General features: G+C 43.2%; 10 protein-coding genes. 5 read left to right on the top strand and 5 right to left on the bottom strand.

Going from position 1 to position 13,583, the window contains the following annotated elements:
* The first annotated feature begins 26 nt into the window (after window positions 1-26).
* On the top strand, window positions 27-596 hold the full coding sequence (locus BM736_RS08370) for a chalcone isomerase family protein (protein WP_076410821.1): 570 nt from the start codon (window positions 27-29) through the stop codon (window positions 594-596).
* A 104-nt stretch (window positions 597-700) separates the two neighbouring features.
* On the opposite strand, the gene BM736_RS08365 is transcribed toward BM736_RS08370, so the two are convergent.
* Window positions 701-1,597 (bottom strand): DUF6268 family outer membrane beta-barrel protein, encoded by an 897-nt coding sequence (locus BM736_RS08365; protein ID WP_076410819.1) that lies wholly within the window; start codon window positions 1,595-1,597, stop codon window positions 701-703.
* Window positions 1,598-1,687: 90 nt separating this feature from the next.
* Window positions 1,688-2,314: a TetR/AcrR family transcriptional regulator gene (locus BM736_RS08360; RefSeq protein WP_076410817.1), complete on the bottom strand. Its 627-nt coding sequence runs from the start codon at window positions 2,312-2,314 to the stop codon at window positions 1,688-1,690.
* Window positions 2,315-2,458: 144 nt separating this feature from the next.
* On the opposite strand from BM736_RS08360, the gene BM736_RS08355 reads away from it, so the two are divergent.
* The 4 genes from BM736_RS08355 (at window position 2,459) to BM736_RS08340 (ending at window position 9,604) form a co-directional block, all read left to right on the top strand.
* Complete coding sequence (locus tag BM736_RS08355) at window positions 2,459-3,592, top strand: efflux RND transporter periplasmic adaptor subunit (protein ID WP_076410815.1); 1,134 nt, start codon at window positions 2,459-2,461, stop codon at window positions 3,590-3,592.
* A 5-nt stretch (window positions 3,593-3,597) separates the two neighbouring features.
* Entirely contained in the window at window positions 3,598-6,675 is a 3,078-nt protein-coding gene (locus BM736_RS08350; RefSeq protein ID WP_076410813.1) for an efflux RND transporter permease subunit, read from the top strand.
* A 409-nt stretch (window positions 6,676-7,084) separates the two neighbouring features.
* Window positions 7,085-9,088: a methyl-accepting chemotaxis protein gene (locus BM736_RS08345; protein WP_076410811.1), complete on the top strand. Its 2,004-nt coding sequence runs from the start codon at window positions 7,085-7,087 to the stop codon at window positions 9,086-9,088.
* Window positions 9,089-9,385: 297 nt separating this feature from the next.
* Complete coding sequence (locus BM736_RS08340; RefSeq protein ID WP_083699975.1) at window positions 9,386-9,604, top strand: TfoX/Sxy family DNA transformation protein; 219 nt, start codon at window positions 9,386-9,388, stop codon at window positions 9,602-9,604.
* 148 nt (window positions 9,605-9,752) lie between these two features.
* Here BM736_RS08340 and cydX read toward each other — a convergent pair whose 3' ends face one another.
* From cydX to BM736_RS08325, 3 genes are read right to left on the bottom strand one after another with little or no spacing between them, the layout of a single operon-like run.
* On the bottom strand, window positions 9,753-9,869 hold the full coding sequence (gene cydX / locus BM736_RS08335) for a cytochrome bd-I oxidase subunit CydX (RefSeq protein WP_076410809.1): 117 nt from the start codon (window positions 9,867-9,869) through the stop codon (window positions 9,753-9,755).
* Window positions 9,870-9,884: 15 nt separating this feature from the next.
* Complete coding sequence (gene cydB, locus BM736_RS08330) at window positions 9,885-11,024, bottom strand: cytochrome d ubiquinol oxidase subunit II (protein ID WP_076410807.1); 1,140 nt, start codon at window positions 11,022-11,024, stop codon at window positions 9,885-9,887.
* Window positions 11,025-11,039: 15 nt separating this feature from the next.
* Window positions 11,040-12,596, bottom strand: coding sequence for a cytochrome ubiquinol oxidase subunit I (locus BM736_RS08325; protein WP_076410805.1), 1,557 nt, complete (start codon window positions 12,594-12,596; stop codon window positions 11,040-11,042).
* Window positions 12,597-13,583 lie beyond the last annotated feature (987 nt).

Genomic DNA, 13,583 nt, shown 5'->3' with positions numbered 1-13,583 from the left:
ACCCTAATAACAATAGAGGTTATCTGATGTCCCTCATTGGTACTTTTTCTAAAGCAGCACTAATTACTGCAGCTTTTATGTCATATACAGCAACAGCCAAAGAGATCTCTGGTGTTGAAATCAGTGAACAACTGGACGCTTCAGGGGTTCAACTTCAGCTAAATGGTGCTGGCGTTCGTAGTAAGTTCTTTATCGACCTCTATGTTGGCAGCCTTTATCTGCCAAACAAAACAAGCAAGCTTGAGACTGTATTGGCCGCACCAGCTGCCGCAGTAAGGCTTAATATCACCTCAGGGATGATCACCTCCGATAAGATGCGAGATGCGATTATTGAAGGTTTTGATGATGCGACAGATGGTGACACCCAAGCGATTCAAGCGCAAATAGATAGCTTTATGGCATTGTTCACTGACGAAATTGTGGAGGGGGATCAGTTCACCTTCGTTACCAGCAAAAGTGAAGGTGTAACAGCATTTAAAAATGGCACAGAGCAAGACACTATAACAGGTGAAGCTTTTAGAACTGCACTGCTAAAAATTTGGTTGGGCGATAGTCCTGCCCAAAATAGTCTTAAAAAGGCGATGTTAGGTAATTAGTCAGTCTGACATAATGAAAATAAGCACAAATTGATTTGTGCCTATTTTTATCTCATAGAACCAATCTGTATACTTACACATCAAACATTAATGTTAAGCGTAAATCAGAACTTATATTCTGCCGCTAAGGCAAATGCGACTTGGTTATCAAGTGTTTCAATCAATTCAGGCTCACTAAGCTCCATCTCTGAATCAAAATAGTAACCGGCATATCCGTTTAAAGTTATCGAATCACTAACAAGCCAACCAGCCCTAACAAAGCTCACCCACTCATCGACCTCAACAGTTATATCCTGATCCTGAATAAGAAATCTTTGCGTCCGTTTAGATGTACCAAGGCCAATATCAAAAATAGGGCTTGCTTGATAAGTCAGCTCTAAGCCAGCTGGTCCACTAAAACCTGCAGAGAAAGGATTCCCCAAACGAAACCTCTCATTTATCTGCCAGCGCACAGCAAGGTAAGGCACAGTACGAACCTTAGAGATATCGTTAAGGTATGCCACACCAAAACCTAGCATATTCCCATCTTCAAAGCGGTACATTCCTGCCGCTACCAAACCGTAGCTCATTGCATCACTGCTCGATACCCCCGCTACATCTGCATAAGCATATTGAATTTTGGGTGCCATCATAAACATCCAGTGTTTATCTGGCCGATAGGCCAGAGAAATACCAGCACTATAACGAGTTAAGTCGCTCCAAGGGGTAACAACACTATCAAACAGCTGTTGTTTTACCTTCCAATCATAATTTAAAGAAGCGTAACTCAGGTCGAAACCCAAAGACCATTGACGGCCTAAGGCCTGCTTGTACTTCGCATCAATTATCCATGTATCACGTTGCAGTGACTGGTTTGATGTTGCGACATCAGCTTCATCTGTAGTTATCGCTGATGCACTAATCGTTAACGGCGAAAATAATTTTGGTTGTTGCGCATAAACTACACCACTCGAATGCAATGCTAAAAACACTCCTACGACAATCAACTTTATCTTGCTCATTCTATTCCCTTAGTCACTCATTCGTTTAAACTATCTCATGTTAATTTTTATTAGCTCTGTAACAACTTACAATAAATCCCCACTAATAACTCATTTAATTTTGTAAGCTCTCAGGAACATAGCTACGCACTCTTTTAAGTAGTCTGAACGCCCTTCAACCAAATCATCTACATCTAACCCAAGCTCCAGTTTTAGTCGCATCTCACCGAACATCATTAAGCAAAGACGCACGGCACTACTGCGGCAACCATCAAAGCGGTAAACACCCATGGTTTCAACTCTCTCTAGATAGTCCGAAAGCAACTCAAGAAGATGTTGTGGCCCGGCATTAAAAAACATTTTCGATATTTCGGGATGAGTTTCAGCCTGCGCAACACAAGTTGTAAACACGGTAATAGCCTCTGGGCTGACAATCAGATCCCCAAAATATTCGGCAAAACAGTTAAGCGCCACCTCAGGATCACTTGGATCGCTAAACACACCCTCAGATAATCTCTGAACGACACATTTAGACTCTATCGATGCGATAAAAAGATCATCTTTATTACCAAAGTGCGAGTACACTGTCTGTTTAGAGACCCCTGCACGCTTGGCCACTTCATCCATACTGGTGTTAGGAAAGCCTTGACCGCAAAAAAGCTCAATAGCAGCTTCAAGGATCTGTAAACGTTTCTGCTCGCTCCGAGTCAAATTATCGCTAGCTACCACTAAATTCATACACAAGCCTCTATTAACAAGCTTTTTACAGTTTAGACACATTTAATCACAAAGTAGACTAGACAGTCCAGTTTTTTGGAAATAGACTAGACAGTCTAGTTTAACTGTTTTTTAACCATAGATTAACCAAGGATGTCGATCAGGATGAATAACTTAACACTCGCGTCAAGCTCAAGGCTTGCGATCAGTATTTTGCTTGTTAGTTTTCTATCTGCTTGTCAGAAAGAGGTTACTGAGCATTCATCCCAACCAAAGGTACATACGGTAACAACGGCCACTATTGTGCCAGCCAGCTCTTACCTTCATACCCAAGAGTTCACTGGTACGATTAAGGCGGGTAACACTACAGGTATTGGTTTCGAATTAGCCGGAAAGATAAAATTACTCGCTGTAGATAGCGGTAATTCAGTCAAGCAAGGGCAACTGTTGGCCAGTTTAGATACTCGCTTACTCGAAGCTGAAAAGCAGGAGCTTGAAGCCAGTGTGCTACAGAACAGCGCCGATCTACGACTTGCAAAAAGTACATTAAATAGAAGTTTATCGCTACGAAAACAAGGTTATGCTTCCGAGCAAACACTCGACGAGCTTGAAGGTAAGCTCAACAGTCTCCTTGCTGCTCAAAAACGACTTAACGCTTCAGTCTCTGCTAATGCACTGCGCATTGACAAATCCTCTCTACTTGCGCCATTTGATGGCGTTATCAGTAAAAGAACCAGTGATTTAGGAGAGGTTGTAAACTTAGGCACCCCAATATTTACACTCATTGAATTTAACAACCCTCAAGCAATTGTCGGTGTACCTGTCAACGTTGCCCAGCACTTCTCACCTACTCAGCAAGTAACGATAAGAGTGGCTGATAGTCGATACTTAGCCTCTATTGAGGGCGTTGGCGCCGAGGTCAACGCTATTACCCGAACAGTGCCAGTTAGACTTTCGTTACCCAGTGAAGCAAAGGTACTAAATGGTGAGATTGCCTACCTTGAATATGAAAAAGCGATCTCACAGGCTGGTTTTTGGGTCCCAATTTCAGCACTTACGGATGGCGTGAGAGGACTGTGGAACATCTATGTTCTGAGTAATAAACAGCCTCAAGATAGTCTAGACACATTCAGCATTGAAAGGCGCGACATTGAGATCCTCTACACCAAAAATGAACAGGCCTATATTCGTGGAGCAATACACCCAGATGAGGTTTACATAGACCAAGGCTTACATAAGCTTGTTGTGGGCCAAAAGGTCAGGCCTGTAGCCAATTCTTCTACCGCTGCGGCGAGGTAATTGTGATGATAAAAGCTTTCGTAGAAAATGGACGTTTAGCAAGCTTATTTATCGCTTTACTGATTGTCGCAGGTTTAGGTGCAATCTCCAGTTTGCCCAGAATGGAAGATCCAGACATTACTAACCGTTTTGCCTCGGTGATCACTCAATACCCTGGCGCATCTGCAGAGCGGGTTGAAGCTTTAGTGACTGAGGTACTAGAAAATCAATTGCGCCGTTTAGAGGAGCTCAAGCTGGTTCAGTCGACCTCGCGCCCAGGCATCTCTGTTATTCAACTCGAGCTAAAAGACAGCGTAATGGATACCGAGCCCGTCTGGTCAAGAGCCCGAGATCTGGTAGCCGATGCTAAGCCTTTATTACCCTCTCCGGCTCAAAATGCGCTTTTAGATGATCAAATTGGTTATGCTAACACCGCAATATTAGGCCTAGTTTGGAAAGGCGGTGGCGAGATCCGCACCGACATGTTAAACCGCTATGCCAAAGAACTACAAAGCAGGCTCAGGTTATTAAGCGGCACCGATTTTGTTAAGCTTTATGGTGCCCCCACCGAAGAGGTTTTAGTTCAACTTGACGGCAATAAGATAAACCAACTTAGGCTAACACCCGCATCGATTGCTAATATCCTCAGTAATGCTGATACCAAAGTCTCTGCAGGTGAGATAAATAATAGTCACTTTAGGGCGCTAATCGAAGTCTCAGGTGAACTAGACTCACTCTCTAGAATACGGCAAGTTCCCCTTAAAATTGATGATCAAGGTCAGATCATTCGTTTAGGTGATATTGCCACCATAGTTAAACAACCTAAAACGCCCGCGAACGCCATTGCGCTTATCGAGCAATCACAAGGTGTGATGGTCGCCGCGCGCATGCTCAACAATACACGTGTTGACCTATGGCTGGCTAAAGTCAGAACCTCAGTAGAAGAGTTACAAGAATCACTACCCGCCAATATAGAGGTTCAATGGCTATTTGATCAAGAGAGCTATACCAGCGAACGATTAGGCGGGTTAGTTGGCAGCCTCCTATTAGGCTTTGTGATCATATTAATTGTGCTCATGCTCACTTTAGGCTTGAGAAATGCACTAATAGTATCTCTGTCACTGCCACTCACAGCACTGTTTACATTAGCTTGTATGAAGTACATAGGCTTACCCATTCACCAGATGTCAGTGACAGGCCTAGTAGTAGCACTCGGTATTATGGTTGATAACGCTATTGTGATAGTCGATGCCATTGCTCAAAGGCGGCAACAAGGACTGTCTAGAGTAGAAGCCGTGAGCGCCACACTTAAGCACCTTTGGTTACCATTAGCTGGCTCAACCATCACCACTATGCTCGCTTTTGCACCTATTGTGCTAATGCCAGGTGCAGCAGGTGAGTTTGTTGGTGGCATAGCTATTTCAGTTATGTTTGCTTTGCTAGGCTCCTATATTATCTCCCACACCCTTATTGCAGGCTTAGCTGGACGGTTTGGCGTCGACTCAAACCAAAGTAAATGGTATCAACGAGGCATAGCCTTACCTAAAGTTAGCCAGCTATTTAATGCAACACTCAACCTCGCCCTAAAACGGCCACTACTTTCAGCGCTACTTATTGGCATTCTGCCTATAAGTGGGTTTATCGCTTCAGGCCAAATGACAGAGCAGTTCTTTCCTCCATCAGACCGAGATATGTTTCAAATAGAGGTACATCTGCCACCGCACTCCAGTGTACAAAGCACTCGCACATTGGTGGAAAAGATGGATCAACAGTTAAGAGATACTCAAGGTGTCACTCGGATTGACTGGGTTATTGGCGGAAATGCCCCATCGTTTTACTACAACTTATTACAGCGTCAACAGGGGGCGAGCAATTACGCGCAAGCTATGGTAAAAGTCACCGATTTTGACACTGCCAACCGACTCATTCCTCAATTACAAACTAAGCTTGATTTGGCAAATCCACAGGCGCAGATCTTAGTGCGCAAGCTTGAACAAGGCCCGCCTTTTAATGCCCCCGTTGAACTGAGGGTGTTTGGCCCTAACCTTGATCAGCTCAGGCTCATTGGCGATGAAGTGAGACGTATCCTAAGTAATACGCCCGATGTCATTCATACCAGAGCAACCCTAAGTGCTGGAGCCCCTAAAATCTGGTTTCAAGTCAATGAAGACGCCAGCTTGATGAGCGGGCTAAACCTCACTGAGATTGCCCAGCAGATCCAGATGGCGACGATAGGCATCAAGGGAGGCAGCATTTTAGAGCAGACTGAATCTCTGCCAGTGAGAGTGCGTCTACAAGACAGCACCCGTGAGCAGCAAACTAAGTTATCTGAGATCAACTTAGTTTCACAATCTGGCGCAGGGATACCTCTGTCTGCACTCGCAACGAGCCAAATACAGGTGAGCCGTGGAGCAATTCCGCGCCGAGATGGCCAAAGAGTAAATACCATAGAAGCATACATATTAAGTGGCGTGCTGCCCCAACAAGTACTCGATGATGCTAAGGCGAAAATCGACAGTATTGCACTACCCGCTGGATATCATATTGAAGTAGGTGGAGAGAGTGCTAAACGTAATGAGGCTGTAGGCAACCTGCTTTCAAATGTCGTCTTGGTTGTCACCTTACTATTAGCCACTGTAGTGCTTTCATTTAACTCATTTAGACTAACAGCGATTATTCTTTTCAGCGCCATGCAGTCTGCAGGCCTTGGTTTACTCGCCGTTTATTTATTTGGTTACCCTTTTGGTTTTACAGTCATTATTGGCTTGCTGGGGTTAATGGGCTTAGCGATTAATGCAGCCATTGTGATATTAGCTGAGCTTGAAGATCAAGATGACTCCAGGCAGGGCAATATAGACTCAATAGTAAAAGTCGTATCGAGTTGTGGCCGTCATATAGGCTCAACCACAATCACGACCATAGGAGGTTTTTTACCGTTAATTATTGCTGGGGGCGGTTTTTGGCCACCTTTTGCTATCGCCATCGCTGGCGGTACCTTGCTCACCACCTTGTTATCGCTCATTTGGGTACCGACCATGTACAAATTAATCATGAGGCCTGAAAAACAAAAGCAACTATTAGCAGCTCCTATAAAGAGCTATTAAAAGCTATTCTGAGCCACAATTAGCGATAACTCCTTGCTGCTTTGCTATCAACAAAGCAGCAACATTTCAGGCATGCTTACAGCTGAAACATACAACTAGGTGTCAGTTTTAAGCAATGAATCTTATTGAGTCTATAAAGTTAAATAATCACAAAATAAATATTACAGATCACAAATCTCACCAATGTGCGTTGTTATGCGTAAACCATACTATCGTCAACCTCTTTTAAACTCCGTATTACTCTTTATTACTCACTATCACCGCAAAAATTATCGCTGTTACAAGGTAGCGATAAAAGTCCACATCAATCGATATTTTTTGTAATAAATGTCGCTTTTAGACCTATATCAAATCTTTGAAAGTTAATGTGATTTACATTATATGGATCATAATAAGAGTGGACCTGAGTATGAACTATAAAAATTGGCCAATAGCCAAACAGATCGGCACACTAGCGTTATTACTAACGGTATTTGTGTTTGGAATATTGAGTAGTATCTCCTACCTGACCGCCGCTAATGTTTTAGAAGAGAAAGGCGTTTCAGCAATGCAAGATCAGATGCATATCACAGCAGATCTGATTGAGCTTCAATACAGCAGTTTACTGGCTCTTGCCCAGCGTAATGCCGATATTCTTCGTGCTATGTATCCAGGACAATTTAGAAAGCCCGATAAGTCAGTACGAGTAATGGGGGTTCCCACGCCTGCACTTGCCCATGAGCGTGAGCAGATCAACGCCTCAAAAAGTAAGGTCGACCGCTATTCTAACCTAACAGGTGGTAACGCCACGGTTTTTGTTCGTGACGGTGATGACTTTGTTCGTATCTCAACATCACTTAAGAAAGCCGATGGCAAACGCGCGCTAGGGACATATTTAGGTAAAAACCATCCTGGCTATTCGGCGTTAATTAATGGTGAGCAGTTTGAAGGTTACGCCAAGCTTTTCGGTAAAGACTATATGACGGTTTACCGCCCTATCATGAGTATATCTAACGAAGTTATTGGTATCTTATACATAGGATTTGATATCAGTGAGTCGCTCACAGAACTTCAGCGCACGATGAATGCACTGAAACTCGAAGAATCAGGCCATTTCATGTTAATGCGTCAAGCAGATCTGTCAGTTGTTTCACACCCAAACTATGACGTCGAGACTAAGCTCACGGCCACATCATTAGATGGTTTGACTCAAGAGCAAGCATTAACCCATCAAGGATCATGGCATTATAAAAATAGCCAAGGGCAAAATATGTATGCCTACAGTATCAATATACCAGGATGGAACTGGGCATTGGTAGGCATTGCAAAAGTCAGTGAGCTCAATGAAGAGAGCTTACAGCTGCTGAGCATCAACGCAATGGTCGCTGTGGTCGGCATTATACTTATCACCTTACTGCTCTCTTTAGTGCTAGTCAGAACTTTACAACCACTCAGGAGCTTACAGCAACAGCTAGACATGCTAGGTAAAGGAGAGCTGTCACAAAATTTTGCCAAGCCAAGCTTAGACAGTAAGAACGAAGTAGATAAAATTACCATAAGCACCTCACAAATGGCTGATGGTTTAAGACAACTCATACTCGCACTACAAAAATCAGTTAGCACCTTAGAGTCACAGGCCACACATGCCCAGCAAACGGCGAGATTAAACGGTGAAGAGGCGCAATCTTTAATGGCCCAAACCGATCAAATTGCCACCGCAATTGAAGAGATGTCGACGTCAATCAGAGATGTTGCGAGTCATGCGAGTGAGGGGGCAAACAAGAGCCAGCAAGTCGATAGTGCCTCACGCGAGGGACATGAGCAGTTAAACCTTGTCGTAAAAGGCTTGTCTGAGCTGAGCCAACAATTAAATAGCAGTCATGTCAGCGTAGAAAATGTGACTAAAGAAAGTGAAGCCATCAGCCAAGTGACTGAAGTTATCAATGGCATTGCAGAGCAGACTAACTTACTTGCGCTGAATGCTGCGATTGAAGCTGCTAGAGCCGGTGAGCAAGGAAGAGGTTTTGCTGTTGTTGCTGACGAAGTACGTACCTTGGCACAAAGAACCCAAACCTCAATCTCTGAAATAGGCCTAACCATTACTCAGCTACAATCTTTAGTAAAAAATACAGCCTCTCAAATGGGGCAAAGTCAGCAGCTAGGTATTGAGTCTGCCACCCAAGGTGAAGAAGCAAGCAGCCAGCTAAACCAGATCACCCATAGCATTGGTGAGCTAGCCATTGCATCCAGTAGCATTGCAAGTGCAACAGAGCAACAGAGCGCTGTTGCCGACGAGATAACTCGTAACCTGCATCAAATAACGGAACTGGCAAGAGATGGCGAGCAAAGAGCAGGTGAAACGGTTGACTCGGCGCAAGAGCTCTCAAACATAGCACTTGAGATTAAACAGCAGATCAGCGTATTTAAAGCTTAGTCGCTAAACACAATGCAACTAAAGAGCAGGGTGCGAGGTAATTGTTGTATTAGTTGTATTAGTTGTATTAGTTGTATTAGCTTCTAAGATTGTCCAACCTTAAAATAGCAGAAAAGGGAAAGTTCACTTTCCCTTTTCTGCTCCCTTAATTTTCGCGTATCCCCCCCCTACTTAGTTCCTCGTGACACATTCCTTCAAACCTGCCACTATCCTAGCCACACCTGTTTTAAGTCACTCCAAATGGGGGCAAGCATTGAACGTTGAAAACCTGCCGGGGCTCGGCCCTAAACCAGCACTGTGGCTAAAATAGGTATATTCACTAAAGATGATTTGGCAAGTACTGGCCCAGTAACCGCTATGATAAGACTAGAGCATGCAGGAATAAAACCAGGTATAAATATGCTCTATGCACTTGTAGGAGCGCTTGAGGGCGAACACTGGCAAGAGGTTGCACGTTTACAAAAAGGTGAGTTGCTTCTGGCCTTAGATGCAGCCAGGGAGTTAGATAAGCTCTAAAAACTCTTGTAAGGCTGTAAGGCAAACAAAAACCTTTTCTTATCCTTGCCCATACCCCTTATCCTTCCCCCAAAAAATAAAAGCCCCGCCACTTTGTAAAAAGGGCGAGGCTTTAACTGATACTCAATTAATACTTTCTATAACAGCATTAATCTTGTTCTTCAGTATCTCTATCCATGTTTTCTGTATTTTCAAGCCAAAGCGCATTGATAATACCGAATGAACACGCCAGCAAAATACCTAATATCCAAGCAAAATACCACATACTTTATGGCTCCTATTAGTAAAGTGACGTCTTATTGTTTTCGATAAATTCACGCGACAAACGCCCGAACATCTTCAGATACGTATACACAGTATAAGTAAGTACAATAGGAACAAAGATGATTGCAGCCCATGTCATTACAGTCAGTGACATCTCACTGGCAGTCGAATCCCACATAGTCAAACTCACATTTGGCTCTAGTGAAGACGGCATAACAAATGGGAACATAGCAGCGCCACACGTTAAAATCACTGCTGCAATTGCTAGTGAGCTAAACAAGAAGGCAAAACCACTGCGGTTGATGCGGCTAGATAACAGCACCAGTAATGGCATTACTAGGCCCAATACAGGGAATAACATAGTGATTGGATACTTGTCATAGTTTGCAAGCCAAGCACCAGACTCTACAGCAACAGTCTTAAGTGTTGGGTCTGAGATGCCATACGTATCAATAGCTGAAGTGATCACATAACCGTCGATACCATTAACTAACCAAACACCAGCAGCACCAAAGAGTACAAATAGTAGCGCAGAAAAAGCTTGAGCAGCTTTAGCGGCACGAACTCTTAGCTCACCTTCAGTCTTCATCTGTAGCCATGTCGCACCTTGCATCATAAACATACTGACACAAACTAGGCCTGCAATGAGTCCAAATGGATTTAATAAGCCAAAGAAACCACCATGGTAAGTCGCTCTTAAATACTCATCAAAGTTAAATGGAACACCTTGCAACAAGTTACCAAATGCCACACCTATGATCAGTGGCGGAACAAAGCCACCAACAAACAGCGCCCAATCCCAAGTCTTACGCCATCTAGGGTCTTCTATCTTTGAACGATAGTCGAAGCCCACTGGACGCAGGAACAAAGCAAATAGCACCAACATCATAGCAACGTAGAAGCCGGAGAAAGATACACCGTACACCATAGGCCAAGCAGCGAATAATGCACCACCGGCTGTGATTAACCAAACTTGGTTGCCATCCCAGTGAGGGGCAATCGAGTTAATCATTATACGGCGATCAGTGTCGTCTTTACCTATGATAGGCAGGAGTGCACCCACCCCCATATCGAAACCGTCAGTGACAGCAAACCCAATGAACAAGACGCCAATCAATGCCCACCAGATAACTCTTAGCATTTCATAATCAAACATAATCAGATCTCCTGCTTAAGCATCTAGTTTTTCAAAGTGATAGCGACCGGTCTTCATACAGCTTGGACCTTGACGAGCGAACTTAACCATCAAGAACACCTCGATAACTAACAACACAGTGTAAAACAGTGAAATTGAGATAATACTGAACCAAAGATCGCTAACCGTTAGACTCGATGCTGACATGAAGGTCGGTAAAACTTCCGAGATAGTCCAAGGCTGTCTACCATACTCGGCAACAAACCAACCACACTCAATCGCAATCCACGGAAGTGGTAAACTATAAAGCGCAGCCTTAAGCACCCAAGGCTTCTCATCAATCTTATGTCGTGTGCTCTGCCAAAACGCTGCAGCAAACACAAACAACATAATGATGCCAAGACCAACCATCACACGGAATGACCAGAACAGTGGTGCAACATTTGGAATAGAGTCATTAGCCGCGGCCTTGATCTGCTCTTCAGTCGCATCCACAACGTTCTCAGTGTAACGCTTAAGTAATAGGCCATAACCTAAATCAACTTTAGCTTCTTCAAAAGCTGCGCGTAGCTCTGGCGTTTCTTCACCAGCTCTAAGCTTAGTTAACATGGCATAAGCTTCCATACCATTTCTGATACGAACTTCATGCTCATCAATAAGGTCAATAATCCCTGTTACTTCTTCATCAAGCGAACGTGTTGCAATGATTCCCATTGCATACGGGATCTTAATAGCAAAATCTGTTTCTTGAGTTTCTTGATTAGGGAAACCAACTGCAGTGAATGCAGCAGGAGCAGGTTCTGTGTGCCATTCAGCTTCAATCGCCGCTAGCTTAACGCGCTGCGCTTCACCAACTTTATAACCAGATTCATCACCTAGCACGATCACAGAAAGGATTGAGGCCATACCAAAACTTGCAGCAATAGCAAATGAGCGACGAGCAAAAGGTAAGTCACGCTTTTTCAAGATGTAGTAAGAGCTAATCGATAGTACGAACATTGCACCGGCAACATATCCCGACGCCACGGTGTGAACAAACTTAACTTGAGCCACTGGGTTAAAGATAACATCAGCAAAACTGGTCATCTCCATACGCATCGTTTCGTAGTTAAAGACTGAACCGATTGGGTTCTGCATCCAACCGTTCGCAACCAGAATCCACAGTGCTGACATATTGGAACCTAGCGCGACTAACCAAGTAACAGCCAAATGTTGACGTTTACTGAATCGGTCCCAACCAAAGAAGAACATACCTACTAAGGTTGACTCAAGGAAGAATGCCATCAGGCCTTCAATAGCAAGCGGGGCCCCAAAAATATCACCTACATAGTGAGAGTAATAGGACCAGTTAGTACCAAACTGAAACTCCATAGCAAGACCAGTTGCTACGCCAAGTGCAAAGTTGATACCGAATAACTTACCCCAAAACTTGGTCATATCTTTATATATCTGCTTATCAGTCATCACATAAAGTGACTCCATGATTGCAAGCAGGAAGGCAAGACCCAAAGTTAAGGGAACAAACAAGAAGTGATACATAGCTGTCATCGCAAACTGGAAGCGCGATAGCTCAACAACCTCTTCTAAAATCATTAGTGACTCCTTAGGTGGTGCAATCACTCTTTATGATTAGATCCCCATCAATCATAAAAAGTGCCTATTGAGAATTTTATTAGTATTTACACGCAAAAATGCGGTAAAAGCGGCTAAACATAACTTTTTTTATAAATAGGCTGAATTACAGATAAAACCGCTGCAACCACCCCGTATTGTGACCAAGCTCACAACAAGCATTATCTTTGTGACAACCAGAACGACAAATCACTACAAATATTGGCCAAAATCTTAATAATCAATTATTTAACGAAAGAAAAATTAATTCCTAACCCCTATTTTATACCATTCAAAATTGATTCAAATCAATCAATCAGATTGGATAAAGCGGGTTTTGTGGCTAAGCACACAGTTCACCCCCCAACAAGATAGACAACCCCAAAAAAGCATGCTAGGAACCCTCAAAGCAATGGGTTAAACAACTATTTACAAACTCTACCAGCAAATAGACCACCAAAGCGTAAAAACCAAAAGATTTAACAAGTAACAGATTAATTATTTTATCCGGACAAATTAACAACAACAACAAAATCAGTTTAAAAACAGATGGTTATGACAACCTTAATTTATTGAAAACAATTGAATCTAATTTATCAATAGATTTACTAATGATTAATATCAATTTTTCTCGTTTGATAACTCACTCAAACAGTAATATTATCTATCCCGTGCTCAGGAGAAGACTAACAAACCGGTGAAGTAGCCCGGCTTAGTTCCACTCCGCTCACATCACTATTAACTGTGTGGAGATATCACAATGAAAAACTTATTTAATCGTTTAGCAACTAACTACAAGCGTGTTTTTGTTGAACTTTATACTGCTCGAGAGCTTTAACCTCTCAATGTAGTAACCGCTTTACTTGAAGTTTTGTTAGCGCAAAACGGCCCCCTCTCTTTTTAAGTGAGGGGGCTTTTCTATATCTACAGCATTAAATTCCCACTTTACTGATGAATTAACCAGCCAGA

It is taken from the genome of Shewanella sp. UCD-KL12, assembly GCF_001957125.1.
In the GTDB taxonomy this organism is placed as follows: Bacteria; Pseudomonadota; Gammaproteobacteria; order Enterobacterales; family Shewanellaceae; genus Shewanella.
The sequence above is the reverse complement of the archived record's forward strand: the minus strand, read 5'-3'. Positions and strand labels throughout refer to the sequence as shown.

What these genes read in the sequence shown, in the direction of transcription:
- BM736_RS08370 (WP_076410821.1), top strand. Translation starts at nt 27, where the DNA reads ATGTCCCTCATTGGTACTTTTTCTAAAGCAGCACTAATTACTGCAGCT.
- BM736_RS08365 (WP_076410819.1), bottom strand. Translation starts at nt 1,597, where the DNA reads ATGAGCAAGATAAAGTTGATTGTCGTAGGAGTGTTTTTAGCATTGCAT.
- BM736_RS08360 (WP_076410817.1), bottom strand. Translation starts at nt 2,314, where the DNA reads ATGAATTTAGTGGTAGCTAGCGATAATTTGACTCGGAGCGAGCAGAAA.
- BM736_RS08355 (WP_076410815.1), top strand. Translation starts at nt 2,459, where the DNA reads ATGAATAACTTAACACTCGCGTCAAGCTCAAGGCTTGCGATCAGTATT.
- BM736_RS08350 (WP_076410813.1), top strand. Translation starts at nt 3,598, where the DNA reads ATGATAAAAGCTTTCGTAGAAAATGGACGTTTAGCAAGCTTATTTATC.
- BM736_RS08345 (WP_076410811.1), top strand. Translation starts at nt 7,085, where the DNA reads ATGAACTATAAAAATTGGCCAATAGCCAAACAGATCGGCACACTAGCG.
- cydX (WP_076410809.1), bottom strand. Translation starts at nt 9,869, where the DNA reads ATGTGGTATTTTGCTTGGATATTAGGTATTTTGCTGGCGTGTTCATTC.
- cydB (WP_076410807.1), bottom strand. Translation starts at nt 11,024, where the DNA reads ATGTTTGATTATGAAATGCTAAGAGTTATCTGGTGGGCATTGATTGGC.
- BM736_RS08325 (WP_076410805.1), bottom strand. Translation starts at nt 12,596, where the DNA reads ATGATTTTAGAAGAGGTTGTTGAGCTATCGCGCTTCCAGTTTGCGATG.